General features: G+C 68.4%; 26 protein-coding genes, 1 other RNA gene and 1 pseudogene. 15 read left to right on the top strand and 13 right to left on the bottom strand.

The window, feature by feature from the left end; translation table 11 throughout:
- Positions 1 to 17: 17 nt before the first annotated feature.
- From PK98_RS07305 to PK98_RS07255, 11 genes are read left to right on the top strand one after another with little or no spacing between them, the layout of a single operon-like run.
- Positions 18 to 1,307, top strand: a complete 1,290-nt coding sequence (locus PK98_RS07305; RefSeq protein ID WP_039095398.1) for a hypothetical protein — start codon at positions 18 to 20, stop codon at positions 1,305 to 1,307.
- 43 nt (positions 1,308 to 1,350) lie between these two features.
- Positions 1,351 to 1,929 (top strand): flagellar basal body-associated FliL family protein, encoded by a 579-nt coding sequence (locus tag PK98_RS07300; RefSeq protein WP_039095396.1) that lies wholly within the window; start codon positions 1,351 to 1,353, stop codon positions 1,927 to 1,929.
- Positions 1,929 to 2,813 (top strand): FliM/FliN family flagellar motor switch protein, encoded by an 885-nt coding sequence (locus PK98_RS16710; protein ID WP_052208174.1) that lies wholly within the window; start codon positions 1,929 to 1,931, stop codon positions 2,811 to 2,813. The genes PK98_RS07300 and PK98_RS16710 overlap by 1 nt, the downstream gene beginning before the upstream one ends.
- A 9-nt stretch (positions 2,814 to 2,822) precedes the next feature.
- On the top strand, positions 2,823 to 3,176 hold the full coding sequence (gene fliN / locus PK98_RS16315; RefSeq protein ID WP_152608558.1) for a flagellar motor switch protein FliN: 354 nt from the start codon (positions 2,823 to 2,825) through the stop codon (positions 3,174 to 3,176).
- Between the two features lie 9 nt (positions 3,177 to 3,185).
- Positions 3,186 to 3,488: a flagellar biosynthetic protein FliO gene (locus PK98_RS07285; protein WP_039095395.1), complete on the top strand. Its 303-nt coding sequence runs from the start codon at positions 3,186 to 3,188 to the stop codon at positions 3,486 to 3,488.
- A complete protein-coding gene (fliP, locus tag PK98_RS07280; RefSeq protein ID WP_052208173.1) occupies positions 3,485 to 4,285 on the top strand; it encodes a flagellar type III secretion system pore protein FliP in 801 nt (266 codons plus the stop codon). Before PK98_RS07285 ends, fliP begins: the two co-directional genes overlap by 4 nt.
- Positions 4,286 to 4,297: 12 nt before the next feature.
- Positions 4,298 to 4,570, top strand: coding sequence for a flagellar biosynthetic protein FliQ (locus tag PK98_RS07275; RefSeq protein WP_039095393.1), 273 nt, complete (start codon positions 4,298 to 4,300; stop codon positions 4,568 to 4,570).
- A gap of 1 nt (position 4,571) precedes the next feature.
- On the top strand, positions 4,572 to 5,354 hold the full coding sequence (gene fliR, locus PK98_RS07270; protein ID WP_039095391.1) for a flagellar biosynthetic protein FliR: 783 nt from the start codon (positions 4,572 to 4,574) through the stop codon (positions 5,352 to 5,354).
- A complete protein-coding gene (locus PK98_RS07265) occupies positions 5,351 to 6,478 on the top strand; it encodes an EscU/YscU/HrcU family type III secretion system export apparatus switch protein (RefSeq protein WP_039095389.1) in 1,128 nt (375 codons plus the stop codon). The genes fliR and PK98_RS07265 overlap by 4 nt, the downstream gene beginning before the upstream one ends.
- Positions 6,479 to 6,508: 30 nt before the next feature.
- Positions 6,509 to 7,948 carry a flagellar filament capping protein FliD gene (gene fliD / locus PK98_RS07260; protein WP_039095387.1) on the top strand — a complete coding sequence of 480 codons (1,440 nt, stop codon included), beginning with the start codon at positions 6,509 to 6,511 and terminating at the stop codon, positions 7,946 to 7,948.
- Positions 7,949 to 7,952: 4 nt separating this feature from the next.
- The gene (locus tag PK98_RS07255) at positions 7,953 to 8,318 is read left to right on the top strand and encodes a flagellar export chaperone FliS (RefSeq protein WP_039095385.1); all 366 of its coding nucleotides are present in this window, start codon (positions 7,953 to 7,955) and stop codon (positions 8,316 to 8,318) included.
- Here the strand turns inward: PK98_RS07255 and PK98_RS17020 are convergent.
- The 7 genes from PK98_RS17020 to PK98_RS07235 all read right to left on the bottom strand — a co-directional run bounded on the left by PK98_RS17020 (position 8,315) and on the right by PK98_RS07235 (position 13,005).
- A complete protein-coding gene (locus tag PK98_RS17020) occupies positions 8,315 to 8,491 on the bottom strand; it encodes a hypothetical protein (RefSeq protein ID WP_161792414.1) in 177 nt (58 codons plus the stop codon). The two genes, PK98_RS07255 and PK98_RS17020, sit on opposite strands and share 4 nt — an antisense overlap.
- Positions 8,488 to 8,640 (bottom strand): hypothetical protein, encoded by a 153-nt coding sequence (locus PK98_RS17015; protein ID WP_161792413.1) that lies wholly within the window; start codon positions 8,638 to 8,640, stop codon positions 8,488 to 8,490. The genes PK98_RS17020 and PK98_RS17015 overlap by 4 nt, the downstream gene beginning before the upstream one ends.
- Before the next feature lie 20 nt (positions 8,641 to 8,660).
- Positions 8,661 to 8,756 carry an alkaline phosphatase D family protein gene (locus PK98_RS17350; protein WP_235425423.1) on the bottom strand — a complete coding sequence of 32 codons (96 nt, stop codon included), beginning with the start codon at positions 8,754 to 8,756 and terminating at the stop codon, positions 8,661 to 8,663.
- Between the two features lie 89 nt (positions 8,757 to 8,845).
- The gene (locus tag PK98_RS07250) at positions 8,846 to 9,133 is read right to left on the bottom strand and encodes a hypothetical protein (RefSeq protein WP_039095383.1); all 288 of its coding nucleotides are present in this window, start codon (positions 9,131 to 9,133) and stop codon (positions 8,846 to 8,848) included.
- A 2-nt stretch (positions 9,134 to 9,135) separates the two neighbouring features.
- Positions 9,136 to 11,679, bottom strand: a complete 2,544-nt coding sequence (locus PK98_RS07245) for a cbb3-type cytochrome c oxidase subunit I (RefSeq protein WP_039095380.1) — start codon at positions 11,677 to 11,679, stop codon at positions 9,136 to 9,138.
- The gene (locus PK98_RS07240) at positions 11,676 to 12,626 is read right to left on the bottom strand and encodes a cytochrome c oxidase subunit II (protein WP_326998654.1); all 951 of its coding nucleotides are present in this window, start codon (positions 12,624 to 12,626) and stop codon (positions 11,676 to 11,678) included. Before PK98_RS07240 ends, PK98_RS07245 begins: the two co-directional genes overlap by 4 nt.
- The gene (locus PK98_RS07235; protein ID WP_039095378.1) at positions 12,616 to 13,005 is read right to left on the bottom strand and encodes a c-type cytochrome; all 390 of its coding nucleotides are present in this window, start codon (positions 13,003 to 13,005) and stop codon (positions 12,616 to 12,618) included. The genes PK98_RS07240 and PK98_RS07235 overlap by 11 nt, the downstream gene beginning before the upstream one ends.
- Between PK98_RS07235 and PK98_RS16310 the strand changes: the two are divergent.
- A pseudogene (locus PK98_RS16310) lies at positions 12,965 to 13,669 on the top strand (c-type cytochrome); the annotation flags it as partial. The gene PK98_RS07235 and the pseudogene PK98_RS16310 overlap by 41 nt on opposite strands.
- 13 nt (positions 13,670 to 13,682) lie before the next feature.
- Here PK98_RS16310 and PK98_RS07225 read toward each other — a convergent pair.
- Both PK98_RS07225 and PK98_RS07220 read right to left on the bottom strand, forming a co-directional pair.
- Positions 13,683 to 14,354, bottom strand: coding sequence for a cytochrome b (locus PK98_RS07225; RefSeq protein WP_052208172.1), 672 nt, complete (start codon positions 14,352 to 14,354; stop codon positions 13,683 to 13,685).
- Complete coding sequence (locus PK98_RS07220) at positions 14,351 to 15,109, bottom strand: cytochrome c oxidase assembly protein (RefSeq protein WP_039095373.1); 759 nt, start codon at positions 15,107 to 15,109, stop codon at positions 14,351 to 14,353. The genes PK98_RS07225 and PK98_RS07220 overlap by 4 nt, the downstream gene beginning before the upstream one ends.
- Before the next feature lie 107 nt (positions 15,110 to 15,216).
- Between PK98_RS07220 and PK98_RS07215 the strand changes: the two genes are divergently transcribed.
- Entirely contained in the window at positions 15,217 to 16,122 is a 906-nt protein-coding gene (locus PK98_RS07215; protein WP_039095370.1) for an isopenicillin N synthase family dioxygenase, read from the top strand.
- Here the strand turns inward: PK98_RS07215 and PK98_RS07210 are convergent.
- From PK98_RS07210 to PK98_RS07195, 4 genes are read right to left on the bottom strand one after another with little or no spacing between them, the layout of a single operon-like run.
- Positions 16,119 to 16,667, bottom strand: a complete 549-nt coding sequence (locus tag PK98_RS07210) for an NUDIX hydrolase (protein ID WP_152608620.1) — start codon at positions 16,665 to 16,667, stop codon at positions 16,119 to 16,121. The genes PK98_RS07215 and PK98_RS07210 overlap by 4 nt on opposite strands.
- Before the next feature lie 5 nt (positions 16,668 to 16,672).
- Positions 16,673 to 17,347 carry a TPM domain-containing protein gene (locus PK98_RS07205; RefSeq protein WP_039095368.1) on the bottom strand — a complete coding sequence of 225 codons (675 nt, stop codon included), beginning with the start codon at positions 17,345 to 17,347 and terminating at the stop codon, positions 16,673 to 16,675.
- Positions 17,347 to 18,174, bottom strand: coding sequence for a TPM domain-containing protein (locus PK98_RS07200; RefSeq protein WP_039095366.1), 828 nt, complete (start codon positions 18,172 to 18,174; stop codon positions 17,347 to 17,349). Before PK98_RS07200 ends, PK98_RS07205 begins: the two co-directional genes overlap by 1 nt.
- A gap of 11 nt (positions 18,175 to 18,185) precedes the next feature.
- Complete coding sequence (locus tag PK98_RS07195; protein ID WP_039095364.1) at positions 18,186 to 18,857, bottom strand: LemA family protein; 672 nt, start codon at positions 18,855 to 18,857, stop codon at positions 18,186 to 18,188.
- 145 nt (positions 18,858 to 19,002) lie between these two features.
- Here PK98_RS07195 and mscL point away from each other — a divergent pair, with 145 nt between their 5' ends.
- Together mscL and ssrA are read left to right on the top strand one after the other, a co-directional pair.
- Positions 19,003 to 19,491, top strand: a complete 489-nt coding sequence (gene mscL / locus PK98_RS07190; protein WP_039095362.1) for a large conductance mechanosensitive channel protein MscL — start codon at positions 19,003 to 19,005, stop codon at positions 19,489 to 19,491.
- Positions 19,472 to 19,814: a transfer-messenger RNA gene (gene ssrA, locus PK98_RS16305) on the top strand. Before mscL ends, ssrA begins: the two co-directional genes overlap by 20 nt.
- Positions 19,815 to 19,838 lie beyond the last annotated feature (24 nt).

The raw sequence follows: 19,838 nt of genomic DNA, 5'->3' as shown, positions 1-19,838 counted from the left end.
AACAGCAGGATCAGGACATGAACGCCTTTGACGCCGCCAGGACCAGCGCCGGAGAGACCGGCCTTGCCGGCCTTCTTGCCACCACGACGGCCCCCGCGAACGGGCAGGGTGCCCACGATCCCGCTGCGGGCGCCACACCGTTCGCGCAGCTGTTGGACCAGTTGAGCGCATTGCCGGTGCCGCAGGACATGGCGACGCCGGTGGCGCAGCCCATGGCACAAGGGCCATCGCTCGCGATCCCGCGACTGCCGGCACAGCAACTCCGCCAGACCTTCGATGCGCAGGCGTCGCCGCAGGACGAGCAAGCGTCGATCCGCATTCCGGCGCTGGATTGCGCCTTGCCCCGGCAGGTGACCGGCAAGATGGTGCCGGCGGCTGTCATGCACGGCACGATCCTGCCGGCCGATCCAGCGACCGAGGTGCCGCGTGACGAGGCGACCGGCATGAACGAAGCCCGGCCCCCTTCCGACCAGCCGGTCGAAATGATGGAGCACGATGTTTCCGCGCTCCCGTCGCTGGCAACCGCGCAGTTGGCTGCTGCGGCGGCGCCGCTATGGATCGCCGCACAGGCCGCTCCCGTGCGAGCGCCGGGCGGCGGCTTCTTGCAAGCTGGGCAATCAATGTCTCGCGAGTCAGCCGTTCCGGCCGCAGCATCGCCGGCCAGCACGCCTGCCCCCGCAGCACCTGCGGTCACGCTCATTGCAGCGGACTTGCCGGCGACCCGGCCTGGCGGAAGTGCGGCCGTTGCGGATGAACCCAGAGACTTGGTCGTTGCCATGGCTCCGGGCCGGCCGACCATGCCGGTGCCGACGGACCTGCATGGTCTTGCCGCCAGTGCAGAGCCACGGGCGGCCGCGCCGCAGGTCGGGCTCGCGCAACAGCCGCCGGCGATGCAGGACCTGACCCAGATCGTGGAGCGGCTGGCGGCTGCGCGGGAGGCTGCGGCACCAGCCGCCACGCAGCTGGCGGTGGACCATGCCGAGTTCGGCCCCCTGTCCCTGTCGATCCGGCAGGGCGAATGCGGCGAACTGGCGATCGCCGTCGCCGCGGCCGACCGCGACAGCCAGGTGGCGCTGGTGGCGGCCATCGCGCAGGGCGAAGCGCCCGCTTTCGAGCAGGCGCCCGATCGCCGCGGCGGCGATCCGGCGGGTCGCGAACCTGCCACGGCCAGCCAGCACGGCGAGCAGCGTGGCCAGGGTGGGCAGCGTGATCGGCTGGCAGGGCAGCAGCAGCAGCGTCAGCCCATGCCGCAGCGCAGGCCGGCGCAGGAGCGGGACGGGGAAACGCGTACCGGCACCTACGCCTGAAGTTAACGCCTTCCACGCCATTAACCATCCATCGTAACGGGGAATGACGGACGTGAGCGACAGCGCCGAACCGAAGAAGAGCAAGAAGGGTCTCCTCCTGAAGATCCTGCTGGGGGTGGCCATGCTGGGCGCAGGCGGCGGCGGTGCGGTCGGCCTGATGGCGGCCGGCATCGTCGGCGGCGGCCATGGTGATGCCGTGCCGGAGGGGCCGGGTCTGGTGCGGAAGGGGGCGGAGGATCCGTACCTCGTCGTCGGCGAGAAGAAGGATGCGCCAGAGGTCGTCCATGGCGATGGCGGCAGCAAGTATCGCACCGCATACTTCAACTTCACCGACAGCTTCACCAGCAACCTGAAGGACAGCCCCGCGCTGGTGCAGGTCAGCCTGACCGCCTCCACGCAGCGGGACGGCCGCGTGCTGATGTGGCTGGGGGAGCATGAGCTGGCGCTGCGCAGCCGGGTGCTGGTCGAGCTGGCCGATACGGACGAGGCTTCGATCAACAGCGACACCGGCCGCACCCGGCTGCAGCAGCGCCTGACCGGTGCCATCAATCATGAGCTGGAGCGGCTGGAAGGCTTCGGCGGCGTCGACAACGTCCTGTTCACGCAGATCATCGTCCAGTGATGCAGTTCGAACCCCTGCGGGCCGTGGCGCGCGCAGCCGATCACGCGGCGATCCTGTGCCGCCCGACCGTTGCAAAGCCGGCCCCCTTGCCACGCCTGCAGGCGCAGCACGGACGTCTGGCCCGCCGCCTGGCGGAGCAGCTGGCCGGCTTGCTGGCGGTGGACGAACCGCAGGTGCGGGCGACCGGCATCGAGGAAATCGTCGCCGGCGACCTCGGCACGATTGTCTCGCCTCTGGCGGCCAATGCCGTGTGGTCGGTGGTCGGCACGCCGCACCGGCTGCTGATCTCGGTCGAGGGCAGGGCCGTGCTGGCCGAGCTCGATCGCGCCTTCGGCGGCACGGGGGAGCTGGACGGGCCGCTGCCATCCGCGCTGCCGCTGTCGGCCGACCGGCTGGCGGACCGGCTGGAGAACGCGGTGGCGCAGGCGCTTGGCGATACGCTCGGCTGCCTGCTGGCCACCGCGGCGCGCGACACCAGCCTGGCCGTGCTGGCGCCGTTCGCGGCCGACCGACCGGTGGTGGCGATCGGCTGCGAGCTTGGGCGGCCGTGGAAGCAGGCTGCCCGTGTGACCATCGTGGTGCCGGCCGATGCGGTGGCGGATCTGGTGGCCGATGATGGCGTAGTGGGCCCGCGCGCCGCGCGTCAGCCGGCCAGCCCGCTGGACCAGCCCTTTGCCGACCTGCCGCTGGCGCTGTCGGCCACGCTGGTGGACATGCACCTGCCGATCAGCCGGCTGGCCGCGCTGTTGCCCGGCACCGTGCTGCCGGTGGCCATCGCGCGCGCGGTGCCGCTGGCCATCGAAGGCACCGTGATCGCCCGCGGCACCGTGGGCGAACTGGACGACCAGGTCGCGGTGCAGATTTCCCATACCTTCCAAGTCTGAGGACAGATCATGAGCATTGCTGACGGTTTCGGCCTGATACAGGATATCGACGTCCGGCTGACGGTGGAGCTGGGCCGCACGCAGATGCGCCTGCGCGACGTGCTGGCGCTGACGGAAGACAGTGTCGTGCGGCTCGACCGGCTGGTCGACGAGCCGCTGGACGTGATGGTCAACGGCAAGCTGATCGCCCTGGGCGAGGTGGTGGCCGAAGGCAACCGCTTCGGCCTGCGCATCCTGGAACTGGTGAGCGCCGGTGGATCAGGCACGCCGGCGATCGTTGCCCCGGCGACGGAGATCGTGCTGCCGGAGATCGAGGCCAGAGTGCCCGCGAAGCCGGCATCAGCCCGCGCAGGCCGGGGCTGAGGCGCCACGATGGGCTGGTACATCCTGAAGCTGCTGATCCTGCTGCCGCTGATCGGCGGCCTGATCTGGGGCAGCCTGAAACTGGCGCAGCGGATGCAGGGCACGATCGGCGCGCCCAGGGGCAGTGGCCGGGCGGTGCGGATCGTGGAAACGGTCATGCTGTCGCCCAGCCTGCGCCTCGCGGTGCTGGAGTTTCATGGGCGCGAGATCCTGGTCGCCACGGGGCGCAACGGCCTGACCCGGCTGGGTGAGGCGCCGGCCCGTGCAGGCATGGACAGCTTCACCGACGTGCTGGTGGAGACGCAGGCGTGATCCGGCCGCTTGCCGCATTGAGTGCCGCGCTCGCCACCCTGTCGATCCCGGCTGTCGCCTGGGCGCAGGCGGCTGCGCCGGCATTGCCGCCCGGCGTGCCCGCGCCGCCGGCCGCCGTGCCCGGCGCGCTGGATCGTGCCTTTGGCGAACTGGGTGGTGCCGGCGGCGAGCCGCTGAGCCTGTCGCTGCAATTGCTGCTGGTGATGGGGCTGCTGACCATCCTGCCGGCATTGATCCTGATGATGACCAGCTTCACCCGCATCATCGTGGTGCTGGCGATCCTGCGCCAGGCGCTGGGCCTGCAGCAGAGCCCGCCCAACCAGGTGCTGATCGGCCTGTCGCTGTTCCTCAGCCTGTTCGTCATGGCGCCCACGCTGGAGCGGGTGAACGATGCCGCGCTGGCGCCTTACTCTGCCGGTCAGATGAATGCGGAGGACGCGATCGCCCGCGCAGGCGACGAGTTCCACCTGTTCATGATGCGCCAGACACGCGAGGGCGACCTGCGCATGTTCGCCGACATCGCCCGTGTGCCGGCGTTCGAGCGGGCCAATGACGTGCCGTTTTCCATCCTGTTGCCGGCCTTCGTCACCAGCGAGCTGAAGACGGCGTTCCAGATCGGCTTCATGCTGTTCCTGCCCTTCCTGGTAATCGACTTGGTCGTGTCGTCGGTGCTGATGAGCCTGGGCATGATGATGATGTCGCCGATGCTGGTGTCGCTGCCGTTCAAGCTGCTGCTGTTCGTGCTGGTCGATGGCTGGGCCCTGCTGATGGGCAGCCTGGCCAGCAGCTTCGCCTGAGGGAGAGCGGCCATGGATGACCTATCCCTGTTCCTGTCGCTGACCGACCGGATGTTGTGGGTCACCGCGCTGGTCGCCGCCCCAGTGCTGCTGGCCAGCATGGCGGTGGGGCTGGTGATCGGCCTGGTACAGGCCGCCACCAGCGTCAGCGAACAGACGCTGACATTCGTGCCCAAGCTGGCCGCCATCGCCCTGGTGCTGGTGCTGCTCGGTTCCTCCATGATGGTGCTGGTGTCCGACTTCATGGGCCAGATCTTCGTGGAAATCGCGCGGATCGGCGACTGACATGATCGGGCTCGATTTCGGGTTTGGCGCGCTGGAGGCGGAGTTCTGGCGGATGGTGTTCCTGATGACCCGCATCGGCGCCGCGCTGCTGGCCGCGCCCCTGTTCGGCGGAGCCTCCGTTCCGGCAACGGTGCGCACCTGCCTGATCGGCGCGCTGGCGATCTTCGCCGCCGTCTGGCTGCCGGACGTACCCGTGCCGCCTTCGCTGCTGAGCCTGGAAGGGCTGCTGGCCGTTGCCGGTGAGGTGCTGGTCGGGGCAACGCTGGGCTTCGTGCTGCAACTCGCCTTTGCCGCGCCGCCGCTTGCAGCCGAGATCATCGCAGGGTCGATGGGCATGAGCATGGCCGTTGCCGCCGATCCGCAAGGGGGCGGGCAGACGACCGCCTTCGGCCAGTATTTCAACATCGTGCTGGTGCTGATCTTCCTGGGCGTCGGCGCGCATCTGCACTGGATCGCGCTGCTGATGGAGTCATACCGCGCCTTTCCACCGGGCGAGACCTGGCTGGGGCCGGAGCGGCTGTCGCTGGTGGTAGGGTTCGGCGGCGAAATCTTCGCCACCGCCTTGCGGATCGGCCTGCCGGTGACGCTGATCCTGCTGCTGGTGCAGTTCATGACCGGCGTGCTGAGCCGCGCGGCGCCCTCGCTCAACCTGTTCGCGCTCGGCCTGCCGGCGGCGGTACTGGCCGGCATCGCGGCGCTGATCATCACTGCGCCGCTGCTGCATGAGCAGCTGGAAGAGCTGTCGGCCGAGGCGATCGGCCAGGTTGGGCAGGTCCTGCGATGAGCGAGACCGCCGGCGAGAAGACCTTCGCGCCGACCGAGAAGCGCCTGCGCGATGCCACGACCAAAGGCGACGTGCTGCGCTCGAAGGAGCTGGCGACGGCGGGCGTCATCCTGCTGGCCGCGGCCTGGCTCACCTTCGCCGGTCCGTGGCTGCTGCAGATGCTGGGTACGCTGATGCGCGGTGCGCTGATGTTCGATCGCGGGCAGGTGGATGCCTTCTCTCCGGCCAGGCTGCTGACCGGCGCCCTGCTGACCGGCCTGCCGCTGATCGCCAGCATTGCGGTGCCGGTGATCGCGGTCACGCTCGTCACGCAGCTGGGGCTGGGCAGCGGCCGCTGGGTGCCGGCGAACATGGCGTGGAAGGGGTCGCGGATCGATCCGCTGGCGGGCCTCAGGCGCATGTTCGGGATGCAGGGCCTGATCGAGCTGGGCAAGGGGCTGGCCAAGGTGGCGCTGCTGGGCACGATCGCCTTTGCCTGGGTGCGCGTGTGGCTCGATACGATCGTGGGCCTGGGGCGCAGCACGCTCGCCGGGCAGCTGGATGCCGGCTGGGGCGCGCTGCTGTCGCTGCTGCTGGCGCTTGGTGGCGGGCTGGTGGTGATCGCGCTGGCCGACGTGCCGATCCAGTGGCTGCGCCGGAACAAGCGCCTGAAGATGAGCCTGCAGGAGGTGCGCGACGAGAACAAGGAAAGCGAAGGCAGCCCGGAGGCCCGCTCCGCCCGGCGGCAGCGCCAGCGGGAGATCGCCCGCGGTGCGGTCGCGCCGGCCATGCGGGATGCGCAGTTCGTGCTGACCAACCCCACCCATTTCGCCGTGGCGATGACCTACGATCCGCAGCGCGCCGCCGCGCCGATCGTGCTGGCCAAGGGGCGTGGCGACAAGGCGGCGGCGATGAAGGAGCTGGCGCGCGAAATGGCCGTGCCGCTACTGGAATATCCGCAACTCGCCCGGTCGGTATTCTACACCACGCGCGAGAACCAGACCATCCGGGAGGAGCTGTACGGGGCACTTGCCGCCGTGCTGGCCTATGTCTTTTCCCTGCCCCGGGGCGAGCAGCGCAGCCTGCCCCCGGTGGATGTGCCCGCGGCGCTGTGCTTCGACGCGGATGGCAGGCTGGCCTCTTAAGCGGGCGGGTTACGGGCCGTTCTACCGGTCATGAGCACCACCACCTCCCCCGCGGCGGCGACCAATGCTTCCGCCTCCTCGATCATCGCCACGCTGAACGCAGGCAGCGGGGTCAACTGGTCGCAGCTGGCGGCGGACCTGTCGGCGGTGCAGTTCCAGGCCAAGACGCAGCGACTGACCCAGCAGAGCGAGCTGATGGAGACGCGGATCAGCAGCGCCTCCGCCATTCGCGGGGCGCTGTCATCGCTGGCCACCGCGATCGGCGATGGCGTGCGCACCGGCAACCTGTCGACGCAGCCCGGCGTCGCCGACGCCGCGGTGGCGCAAGTGTCCTCCCCCGTGGGGACAAGCGGGAAGGGCAGCTATTCGCTGGAGGTGCAGCAGATCGCCCGCGCGCAGACGCTGGCATCGGGCGTGTATGGCAGCGGCACGGACGTGGTCGGCGCCGGGACGCTGACCATCCGCTTCGGCGCGACCACCGGCACGGGCTTCGCCGCCGATCCGGCGAAAGCCACGGTCGATGTGCAACTGGCCGCGGGCGCAACGCTGAGCGATGTCGCCAAGGCCATCAATGCCAAGGGGGCGGGCGCCACCGCCTATGTCGCCAACACCTCGGAAGGGGCGCAGTTGGTGCTGAAGGGGCAGGAGGGCGAGGCTGCCGGCTTCGTGGTCGAAACCACCGGCGCAGGTCTGCCGGACCTTGCCTGGGATCCCATGGCGGGCGGCGATCCTGCCCGGTTGAAGGGGGCGGCGCAGGATGCCCTGTTCAGGCTGGACGGGCTGGAGATGCGCAGTGCCACCAACAAGACCGCACAGGTGGCGCCTGGCCTGCAACTGACCCTGACCGGGACCAATGCCGGCGCGCCCACCACCATTACCTTCGCCAGCCCGGTGGACAACATCAGCAGCTGGATGGTCGATTTCGTCTCTTCCATGAACGACATCGCCGGTGCGCTCGGCTCCGCCATGGCCATCGGCGGCGAGCTGGCGGCAGATGCCGGCGCGCGCACGCTGCGCAGCCAGCTTGCGCGATTGCCGGGCGAGACCGTGATGCGCAATGCGGCGGCAGGTTCGCCGCGCACGCTGGGCGATCTGGGCGTGAAGCTGGAACGCGACGGCACCTTCACGCTGGATACGGCGCGCCTGTCGGCCACGCTGGCGGCTGATCCGGCGGGTGTGGCGGCGATGTTCACCACCGGTCTGGATGGCGTGTACTCGACGATCGACAAGCTGGCGCGCAATACCAGCAGCACGCTGGTGCCCGGCACCCTGGGCTACTCCATCAAGAAGTACCAGGCCGACACCAGCGACTTCGGCAAGCAGCTGACCGACATCGCGGAACGGCAGGAAGCCTTGCGCGCGCAGATGGTGACCCGGTTCAGCAAGGTCGAGACCAACGTCAATGCCTCCCGCTCCACACTCAGCTTCCTGCAGCAGCAGATCGACGCGTGGAACGCCAGCCGCGACTGATGCGATGCTGGCGCTGAGAGATCCCGACGAAGCCTACCGCCGCAGCCAGTTCGATGCGCGGATCAGCGGCGCCAGCGCCGCCGATCTGGTGCGCGTCTGCGTGGACGAGGTCGTCGACAGCCTGGCGCTGGCGGTGCTGGCGCATCGGCAGCGCAACTACACCCTGCGCAGTCGCGCCCTCACGCGCGCCGTCACTGCCCTGACCGCGCTGGAGATGGGCATTGACCGGCAGGCGCCGCTGGCCAGCGCCCTGCTGCAATTCTACGGCGCGGCGCGCATCCGCGTGCTGGACAGCGCCGTGCGGTTCGAGACACCGGCGCTGGAAGAGGTGCGCAGCGATTTCGCCGACCTGCGGGCCGCCTTCGCCTAGCCGCGATCGAACCGTGGCACGCCGTGGCGGGCGGTCATCGCGTGCGTTCCGGCCAGCTGCATCCCGCGGTCGCGGATCGACTGCACGAAGTGCCATTCCCCGCGCACCGCATCCGGTGCGAAGGCAACGCTCATGTAACCGCGCTGGCTGGCATCGGCCCATTGCAGGTTCACCCCGATCTGAACGGCAGCCCGACGCGCGCGGCGGCAAGGCCGACCGCCGCCTGAGCCTGCAGCGTCGCCGAACTGATCAGTTCGCTGACCTGCCTCGGCATGGCGATCACCCCCATGATGACCTGCTGCGCCAGCACCTGCCAGCGCACCCGGTCTCCGGTCAACCGGGTCAGCCGGTCGGCAGCCAGCCCTCCTGCTCGATCCCCATCATGGTGCGGGCGGGATCGGACCAGATGCTATCACGGAACTCGGCCAGCGTGACCATCTCGCCGGGCCGGTCACAGCCTTGCGTTACAGGATGGAGACGAGCCTGCCGGCCGGTTCAGCGCGGCCGCGTGACGTAGCGGTGGTGCATCACCCGATCAGCGCCGGCACGCAGCTGAAGGCGATTGCCATGCTGGCGAGTGCCAGGCCGAGGCCGGCGACCGACTGCACCCGAACGGGCCGCACCCGCCGCCACAGCACGCCCAGACCGGCAAAGGCGATCACGGTCAGCAGCACGCCGACGATTCTGCCCAGAGCCTGCCCGGGCCAGATCACGCTGGCGCACCACACCAGCATGAAATGCGCAAACCAGATGGTGAGCGCGGCAGTGGCGGTGAACCAGTCCGTCCGGTTGATGAAGCTGTCGGGGTCCTGCACGGTCAGCCGCCCGGGAACAGGCGCAGCACCATGCTGCCGACAAGGCCCTGCAGCGCGCAGAAGCCGATCCAGCGGACCACCACGTCCAGCGTTACATTGGCCGACCCCGTCAGCAGCCCACGCGCGCTGCGCCAGGCAAGGTATGCGGCCATGATGATGGCGGTGACCACGCACATGCCCTGATGCGCCAGCAGCGCGAACACGGTCGCGCCTTGTCCGGTCGCCGTGGGCAGCAGGCCGGTGCCGCTCCAGCCGGTGACATCCCAGTAGAGCGCCAGGGCGAGCAGGCAGGCGCCGGCCGCGGCACTCATCCAGGGGCCTTGCCCGGGGAACTCGCCGTCGGCCGTCCTGGCCAGCCAGCGGCGGGACAGCCACGCTGCGCCCAGTGCCAGCAGCAGCAGCACCGCGATGCCGCCTGTCTGCAGCAGCGCGGGCGGCGCGGTCCAGACCTCCGGATGGATGCCGTACAGGTACAGGTAGGCGAACATCGTCATCAGCCCGATCATGCCGATGCACACGATTGTCGCGTTCAGCGCCCACCAGCTGTGGCTGCCCGGCCCGGTGATGGTGATGGGCAGGATGATGCCGCCGCCCACGTCGCCCTTCTTCAGGCTGATCGACCGGTCCGTTTCCCACAACCAGCGCAAGGTGGCGTAGAGCATGAACACGCAGCTGACGGCGGAGAAGGTGTAGGCCTGCACCGTCAGTGCCAGGAAGATGCCTGCGGTGAAGATGGCCGAGGCGAGTGGCCAGACGGATGGGCCGGGCATCAGCTGGACATATTGCGGCTCCGCATTGATCGGGCTGGTGACCAGTGTCTCGCGCAGGCCGGTGATGCTGCCGGGCAGGAAGTAGCGGCCTTCCTCCACATCCTTGCCCAGCTCCGGCTGGTCCCACAACGGATCGCGGCTGCGCACCAGCGGGATGGACCGTGTGGAGTAGAGCCCGGTCGGCAGCCATTCCAGCGTACCGGCATTGTAGGTGTTGCCGGCGTCATTGTCGGTCGTGAACCGGAAATTGCGCGCGCAATCGATCAGGAACACCAGCACGCCGGCCGCCATGACGAACGAGCCGACGGTGGAGATCTGGTTCAGCAGATCCAGCCCGCGATCCGGCAGGTAGGTGTAGACGCGACGCGGCATGCCCATGAAGCCGGTCAGGTGCATGGGCAGGAAGGTGATGTGCAGGCCGGCGAACATCAGCCAGAAGGTCCACCTGCCCAGCCGTTCGCTCAACGGGCGGCTGCTGGTCATGCCGGCCCAGTAGTAGAAGGCGCCGAACACCGGGAACACCATCCCGCCGATCAGCACGTAGTGGAAGTGCGCGACGATGAAGTAGGTGTCGTGCACCTGCCAGTCGAACGGCACCATACCCACCATCACGCCCGTCAGGCCGCCCATGGTGAAGATCATCACCGATCCCACCACGAACAGGGCCGGCGTGGACCAGCGGATCCTGCCCGACGCCAGGGTGGCGATCCAGCAGAACACCTGGATGCCGGCCGGCAGGCTGACCGCCATGCTGGCGGCGGAGAAGTAGCCGGTGGACACGCGCGGCATGCCGGTGGCGAACATGTGGTGCGCCCACACGCCGAAGCTGATGAAGGCGGTAGCGACGATCGCCAGCACGTTGAGGCGGTAGCCGACCAGCGGGGTCTGGGCCGCGGTCGACACCATCATGCTCATCAGCCCGGCCGCCGGCAGGAAGATGATGTACACCTCCGGATGACCGAAGAACCAGAACAGGTGCTGCCACAGCATCGGATCACCGCCGCGCGTCGCGTCGAAGAACGGCCAGTTGAACGCCCGCTCCAGTTCCAGCAGCAGGGTGCACAGGATCACGCTGGGGAAGGCGATCAGGATCATGACGGCAAAGGCCAGCATGGCCCACACGAACATCGGCATCCGGTCTAGCGTCATGCCGGGCGCACGGGTGCGCAGCACGCCGACGATGATCTCCACCGCGCCGGCGATGGCGCTGATCTCGATGAAGCCGATGCCCAGCAGCCACATGTCGGTGTTGATGCCGGGGCTGTACTGCAGGCTGGTCAGCGGCGGATACATGAACCACCCGCCATCGGGTGCCAGGCCGATGAACAGGCTGCAGAAGAAGAACCCGCCACCCACGGCGTAGGCCCAGTAGGCATAGGCAGACAAGCGGGGGAAGGGCAGGTCACGCGCAGCCAGCATCTGCGGCAGCAGCATGACCCCGATCGCCTCCACCATGGGCACGGCGAATAGGAACATCATCACCGTGCCATGCATGGTGAAGAACTGGTTGTACGTGTCCTGCGGCAGGAAATCCATCATCGGCGCCGCCAGCTGGACCCGCATGCCAAGCGACAGGATGCCCGCCGCCAGGAAGAAGCACAGCGCCGTGACGACGTAGATGAAGCCGATATAGTTGTTGTTGACCGCCTTCAGGTACTGCCAGCCGCGCGGCGCGCACCAGATGCGCTCCAGTTCCTCCAGCTCGCCTTCGGGCCGGGGATTGGTCGTGGGAAAACGGGCGTAAAGCGCGTGGTCGAAGCCGGTTTCGGACTTCATTGCTGCTGTTCCAGCCAGCCGGCGATGGCGGTCAGCTCGGCGGCGGAGAGGGTGTCGTAACTGGGCATGCGATTGCCCGGCTTGATGCCCTGGCTGTCCCCGATCCAGCCGATCAGCGTACCCCGATGGTTGGGCAGGATGCCGGCGCCCAGCGTGGCGCGTGTGCCCACATGCGTCAGGTCAGGGCCGGCCAGGCCGTTCGCCTCCGTCCCGGCAACGCGATGGCATGCGCCGCAACCGCTTTCCATGAACAGCTGCCGCCCGGGGCCGCCGGTGGCGTTGACCTGCGCCAGCCGTCCCATTCGCCCCTGCTGCCAGCGGGCATAGTCCGCAGGTTGATGTGCGATGGCGACAAAGCCCATCAGCGCGTGCGGCCCGCCGCAATATTCCGCACAGACCCCGCCGAACTGGCCGGCCTTGTCCGCCTGGATGCGCAGCAGGTTGGTGCGGCCGGGCAGCATGTCCTTCTTGCCGGACAGGTGCGGCACCCAGAAATTGTGGATCACGTCGGCGCTGCGCAGTTCCAGCACGACCGGTTGGCCGACCGGCAGGTGGATCTCGTTCGCATCCTCCATCACCACCCGGCCGGCGGGATCGAGATATTGCACGCGGAACCACCACATCTCGCCCGTCACACGGATACGCGGTTCGGTGCCGGTGATGTCGTCCGTCAGGTCCGCCGTCAGCGTCAGCCCCCAGAACAGCAGCGCAGTCAGCACCACGCCGGGGAAGGCGATGCCGCCGATCCATACCGCACTTTCCCCGCCCAGCCGCTGCTTCCACCGGGCCGGCCCCTTGATGGCGACCCACAGCGCGGCGCAGACGATCGCGGTGACGATCACGCCCAGTGCCAGCAGCACCCAGGCCAGCACCGTCACCTTGTCGGCATAGGGCCCGGCCGGGTCCAGCACGGGCGGCGGCCAGCCCCACAGCGCATCAAACATCATCGTCAATCCCGTACAGATAGGCGGCCGCCGCCCGCGCCTCGTCCGGCGTGATGGGAATTGGCGGCATGGTCGATCCCGGCTTAACAGCAGGCGCGTTGCGCAGGAAGGCGGAGAGGTTTTCGGCCGTGTTGGGCACGGCCCCGGCAATCAGGCCGATATCACCGAACCCGGCCAGCGATGGACCCCAGCGGCCCCGTGGCCAGGCCACCCCCGGGATCTCGTGACACGCGGCACATCCGGCCCGCTCGATCACGGCCCGCCCCTGTTCCGCCAGCGCGGTGTCGACTGTGTAGCGTGGCTTCTCGGGCGCCTTGCAGCCTGCAGTGGCCAGCACGCACATGCCCAGCAGCAGGGCAGCAGCCGGCCGCCTGTGCTGCATCAGAAATCGTCGTTGCCCCCGCATGTCATCCGGGAACCGGTACAAAGCGCCGGCGGTTCCCGGACAGATGGGGCGCATCCACAACTATTTGCTGAAGGCCACGCTGTGTGCTGCCGTCGTTGTCACAGGCGCCGGCTGTTCGCGCCAGCACCAGGCCGGGGCGTTCGAGGCGACGGGCGAAGTGATCGCCCAAGGCGGCGGCGATGCCGGCGTGGATGGCGCCTGTGTGGTGTGTCACGGCCTGCAAGGGCAGGGGGATGGCGAAACGGTGCCGCGGCTGGCAGCCATGGATCGTGGCTATTTCCTGCAGCAGATGGAAAACTACGACAACGGTGCCCGCAACCACGCCCAGATGAGCTGGATCGCCGGCCGGCTGGACAACCAGGCGCGTGTACGGCTGGCCGATTACTACGCCACCCTGCCGGCGACTGCGCCGGTCGAGGTCAGCGGCGTGCTGCCGCCGACCTGCCCGCCTGCCTTTGCCGCCACGCTGTACCAGCAGGGCGACCCGGAGCGCGGACTGGTCGCCTGCGCCACCTGCCACGGCGTGCGTGGTGAAGGGGTCGGTACCGGCAATCCACCGCTCGCCGGTCAGCCGGCGCCTTACGTGGAGCAGCAATTGCGGCTGTGGCGTACGGGCAAGCGGTATGGCGATGCCATGCACGCGATGACCGGGGTCAGCCGTCTGCTGGCTGAGGATGAGCTTGCGCCGCTTGCGGATTATAGCGCCGCCCTTCCGGGTGCGACGTCGTATCCGGCACTTCCGGCAACATGCCTTCCAGCACGTCATCCCGATCCCAGAAGTGGTGCTTGATCGCGGCACCGGCATGACCGAACACCAGCACCGTCAGCGCGATCGTGCCATAGACATGCACGTTCATCGCCGCCTCCAGCGCCCACCATTGCCATTCCACCGACAGATCGTGCAGCGGCATCGGCGGGAGCGGGATCACGCCGGCCAGATACAGCGGCTGCGGCGGCTGAATCGCGGACCACATCACCCATCCGCTCAGTGGCAGCACCGCGAACAGGAAATATAGCGCCCAGTGGATCATGTGCGCGGCCGTGGTACGCCAGCCCTGTCCATCGGCGTCGTTGGTCGGCCCCGGTACCGCCATGCGCCACAGGAACCTGCCCGCGGCCAGCAGCAGCAGCAGCAGGCCCAGTTCGGTATGCCGCTGATAGAATTCGAGCTTGTCGCCGCCCACCAGCACCCGCTGCATCGTCCAGCCGGACCAGAGCTGGTAGATCACCAGTGCAGCCATCACCCAGTGGAAGGTGACGCCGACCGGGGTGTACTTGCCGCGCCTGTTGTAGGACTCGGCCCATTCGACCAGTGTCTCCCTCATGCGGGCAGGCCGTCTGCGGCATCACCGCGGAGCGATCGGTAGAGGATGGCCATGGCCGCCAGCAGGTAGATGGCAGAGGCGGGCGCCCACATCAGGATGCCGGCGAGCTGCTGGTCGTCCAGTGGCGACAGGCCCCAGCTCTGCACCGTAAGCCAGTGCGGCGCATAGAGCGGCCGCCCGGCAAAGGTGATCAGCGCGCCAAGCACGCCCATCAGCATCATGGTCGCGAGCAGCGACGTGACCGCGCCGGCCGCGCTCACCTGCCGCAGTCGCGCCCACCACAGTGCCGCGGTGGCGGTGATGCTCAGCTGCATGGCCCAGAACACCCCATCATTTCCCAGGGCAGCGGCGTAGACCGGCGGCGCGTGCCATGCCCAGAAGGTCAGCACCTGCACCGCGGTCAGCAGCGACAGCGATTGCGGCAACCGGCGAAGATGCAGGCCGGTCGCGGCGACCAGGGCAGCGGCAAGCATCGTCGCCAGCACCACATGATGCACCACGCGGGCGGTGAACAGGGCAGAACTCAGCGCGCAGAACGGGCTGACGAACAGCACCAGCATGATGGCCAGCGATGCGAGCGCCGCCCGGCTGTCCGTCACGCCCTGCCGGCGCCATCGCCACCAGGCGAACGATGCGCCCGCCAGCCCCAGCAGCAAGACTGGATCAAGGTTCCAGCGCGAAAGCCAGTCGGCCGGCAGGGGCGCCGCGCCGCAATAAGGTATCCATTGGACTGCCGCCCCGTTCACAACCACCATCCCCGATACGCTTCCTGACCGATACGAGTCCCGCTCCACCCGGTTCCGCCCGCACGGTGCAGCTTGCCGGTTGGCAGGCGGCCGGAAAGCGGAGTAGGACACGACATATGACCGCCATAGCCACCACCTCGCTCACCCGCCAGCCGGCTGAACTTGCCGCCGATCTCGGGCAGTCCTTCGAACAATACGGTTTCGCCATCGTGGCCGATCACGGCATCCCGACCGACCTGATCGCCCGCGCGCAGGAACAGGCCCGTGCATTGTTCGCCTTGCCGGAGGAGCAGAAGCGGCAATGGCACCAGACCGGGCAGGGCGGTGCGCGCGGCTATACCCCGTTCGGCATCGAGCAGGCCAAGGGCGCGACCGTGCGTGACCTGAAGGAGTTCTGGCATGTCGGGCGCGAACTGCCCGCCGGCGACCCGCTGGCGGTGTTCATGGCGCCCAACATCTGGCCCGATGACGTCCTGCCGGACTTCCGGCCCACCTTCCTGGAACTGTACGCCAGGTTCGAGCAGGTGGGGGCACATATCCTGTCTGCCATTGCGCTGCATCTGGGGCTGGAGGAGCGCTGGTTCGACCCGACGGTGGAGCAGGGCAATTCCGTGCTGCGCCTGCTGCACTATCCGCCCGTGCCGCCAGAGGCCGAGGGTGCCGTGCGCGCTGCCCCGCACGAGGACATCAACACGATCACCCTCCTGCTCGGCGCGGAAGAAGCCGGCCTGGAATTGCTGGCGCGTTCCGGCGAATGGCTGGCGGTGGCCCCGCCGCCGGGTGCGCTGGTGGTGAATATCGGCGACATGCTGCAGCGGCTGACCGCCGGACGGCTGCCTTCGACGACGCACCGGGTGATCAACCCGACGGGCCCGGCGGCGGCCCGGCCGCGTTATTCCATGCCGTTCTTCCTGCACTTCCGGCCCGACTTCCTGATCGACCCGATCGTGCCGGGCGGCGAGGCGCCGATCACCGCGGACGACTACCTCAAGCAGCGACTGCGGGAGATCAAGCTGGCCTAGGCGGGATCGCCGGCGATCCAGCCGGCGCCCAGCAGCAGCAGCAGCTTCACGTCGAGCCCGTGCCCCCTGGCCTGGTGCTCGGCGACGACCTCGTGGATGCGGGCGAGCGGCACGCGGTGGACCACGATATCCTCGCTGTCGGTCCCGCCGCCATCGCCGATGCGGGTCAGCCCGGTCGCGCGCACCAGCGTGAAGCCTTCGCTCAGCATGCCGGGGCTGGACAGGAACTCGCCCAGCACCTGCCAGTGCTCCGCACGGTAACCGGTCTCTTCCTCCAGTTCCCGCTTCGCACTGGCCAGCGCATCCTCGCCTTCCAGTCCGGCCTCGTCACCGATCAGCCCGGCGGGCAGTTCCAGGCAGTATCGGGCGGAAGGTACGCGGTACTGTTCCACCAGGATCACGTGGTCGCCATCCAGCGCCAGGATCACCGCGGCGCGGATGCTGCTGGGTCGGCCGGCATATTCCCACCGGCCCCGGCGCTTCGCCTCCACGAACTTGCCGCGCCAGACGACCTCCTCCGGCGCCTCGGCATCGGGTGGCAGGATGCGGCTCACAATTCGATCAGCCGGTCGGGCAATTCGTTGCGGTCGTCGGCTGCACGGGGGAAGTGCTGCGCCAGCACCGCGCCAACCTGCTCGATAGCCGCGATCATACCATCGGCAATGCGGCCATCCTTCAGCGGCTGCAGCAGCGCGGCCATTGCTTCACCCCAGGTGTCGTCCGGCACCAGCGCGTTGATTGCATCGTCCGCCACGATCTCGGCCCGGTGCTCGCGCATGGACAGGTAGATCAGCACGCCGGTACGCCCGGTGGTGCGCCGCTCCGCCCCGACCTTGAACAGGGCAATGGCGCGATCCTCCGCCCGGTCGGTACGGATGAAGCCGGGCACCATCGCGATGCGCAGCGGCAGCCAGGCCTGCGCCGCCAGCAGCAGCAGGAACACTCCGATGCCGATTGCCGCGGCGGCGGCGAAGATGCCGGGCGCGGCCCATGCGACGTTCCAGCCACCGTGGAACACCGCCAGCGCATCCAGCACGGGGGTCGCCATGAACGGAAGCAGCGCCAGCACGGCAAAGGCACCAAGCGCCGCCCAGGCGAGCGCGACATCCATGTAGCCGTCGGACAGGTCGGCCACGATCGTCACGATCTCGCCGCTGGTCTGCGCCTCCGCAGCGGCAACCGCCGCGCTGACACGGGCATGTTCGTCAGGGGTCAGATACGCCATCACCAGCTCCCCGAGGCGCCGCCGCCGCCGGACATGCCGCCGCCGAACCCGCCGAAGCCGCCACCACCGCCTCCGCCACCACCGCCGAAGCCGCCTCCGCCGCCCCGTCCGCCCATCATGCTGCTCACCGCGCTCCACAACAATACGTCGCCGACCGCACCGGCCGCGCCATAACGCCGGTGACGCCGCCGACCCTTGCCCTTGCGGCCGAACAGCAGCGCGAAGCCCAGGATCAGCGCGCCCCAGAAGATTGCCCCGCCGATCATGCCCGCGGTGCTGCCACCGCCGCGCTGCCGGTCCCGCTCGGCCGCGGCTGCCGCCTCCGCGATGGCGGCGGCATCTTCCGGGCTGCGGTCGAGCTGCGTCAGCAGGGCATTCACACCCGCCTCGATGCCGCCGGGATAGTCACCGGCGCGGAAGGCCGGCGTGATCGTGTCGCGGATGATCCGTCCGGACAGGATGTCGGTGACGTAGGGCGTCAGGCCATAACCGACCTCGATCCGCACCTTGCGCTCCGTCGGTGCGACCAGCAGCAGCAGGCCCAGGTCCCGCTTCGCCCCGCCGATGCCCCATTGTTCGAACAGGCCGACAGCATAGCTTTCGACCGGCTGTCCGTTCAGCGTGGCTACCGTGGCGATCACCACCGCACGCCCGGTGCGCGCATTATACGCGCGCAGCCGTGCGTCGAGGGCGGCCTCCTGCTGCTGCGGAAGGATGTTTGCCTGATCCAGCACCGGCCCCGCCGGTCGCGCAGGATAGTCCTGCGCAACGGCGGCACTGGCGCCGATGATGGCCAGCAGGGTCAGCAGCCAGCGGATGACGGGCACGGCGATTACGCTCAGTTCGCCGCCGCGGCGGGCGCCTGCTGTCCGGCATTGTCATTCGCCGGAGTGCCGGCCTGGCCGCCATTCTCGAACGAATCGCCGAAATCGACCGTGGGCGCGGTCTGCGCGCCGGCGCTGGCCTGGAACGGCACCTTGGCTTCTGCACCATGGATCAGCTTGGCGCCGATCACGCTGGGAAAGGTGCGGATCTCCGTATTGTAGTCCTGCACCGCCTCGTTGTAGCGGATACGCTCCACGTTGATCTGGTTTTCCGTACCCTCGACGGAGGTCATCAGGTCGCGAAAGCCGGCCTGGCTCTGCAGCTGGGGATACGCCTCCACCACGGTGCGCAGCTGCCCCATGGCCTGCGTCAGCTGGTTCTGTCCTTCCTGGAAGCGCTGGAACTCGGCCGGGTCGGACAGGTCGTCGGTCGTGATGTTGATGCTGGTCGCGCGGGCACGGGCAGAGGTCACGTTGTTCAGGATCTGGTTTTCCGACCCGGCGGCGGCGCGCACCGTTGACACCAGGTTGGGGATCAGGTCCGCGCGGCGCTGGTAGGCGCTCTGCACGTTGGCCCACTGCGCGTTGACGGCCTCCTCCTTGGTCGGCACCGAATTGATGCCGCAGGCGGACAGGCTGAGCGTCGCCATGGCGGCAAGGGCGAAGCGGAAGGGGGAGCGGATCATGCGTGGCTCTCTCTTGATGGGGCCGGCCACCGGACCGGCGCAAACTGTATTAGGCAGATAGCACACGCCTGCCCGCGTTCAAGCGTTGGCTGTTGCGGGTTTGTGGGGTAGCTTGCATCGCAACAGATGCGGCAGGGGATGGCTGATGTTCGGAGAGTTCAAGAAGTTCGTCGCCCGGGGCAACGTGCTCGACCTGGCGATCGGCGTGATCATCGGCGCGGCGTTCGGGCGCATCGTCACCTCGCTTACCGAAAGCATCATCATGCCCCTGATCGGCTGGGTGTTCGGGGATGTCGACTTCTCCAATTTCTTCCTGTTGCTGGGCGAGATCCCGGCCGATTACGCCGGCGACCGGACATCCTATGCTGGCCTGAAGGCGGCCGGGGTGGCCATGTTGGGCTATGGCGACTTCGTGACGCAGCTGATCAATTTCCTGATCGTCGCCTTTGCCCTGTTCCTCCTGGTCAAGGCGGTGAACCGCCTGCTGGACGAGATGCAGGCCAAGCAGAAGGCGGCGGATGACAGCGCGGCCGTGCCGGAGATCCCGACCGACCCGCAGCTGGACGTGCTGAAGCAGATCCTGGCGGAGCTGAAGGACCGGCCCGAAACACCGCCCACTTCACAATTCATTTGAAGGCGCTATATCACCCGTGCCGGTCTCGACCGGATATGGCGATAAATAGTGGTGTGTAATAGACACAGCGGACCCGGGGGCAGTACCCGGCGGCTCCACCACCACCAGCGGGCGACTGCTGTTGATGACGGGGCCGAACCAGGATCGACGTGTGTTAAAAGACATCGTTTTTGCTCGGGCTGAGTAACCCGCATAAGGCTCAAAACACACAAGTGCCAACGATAACGAAGCACTCGCAATCGCTGCGTAACCTGACGGCCTAACGGCCTGATCTTACAAAGCTAAAGCGCGGTTGGACCCACCGGGCAACAGAAGGGATTCCAGGGGCACGGGGTGCGCCCGGCAAC

Source organism: Croceibacterium mercuriale (genome assembly GCF_000802385.1).
Taxonomy (GTDB): Bacteria; Pseudomonadota; Alphaproteobacteria; order Sphingomonadales; family Sphingomonadaceae; genus Croceibacterium; species Croceibacterium mercuriale.
This window is presented reverse-complemented; position numbering and strand designations above follow the sequence as displayed.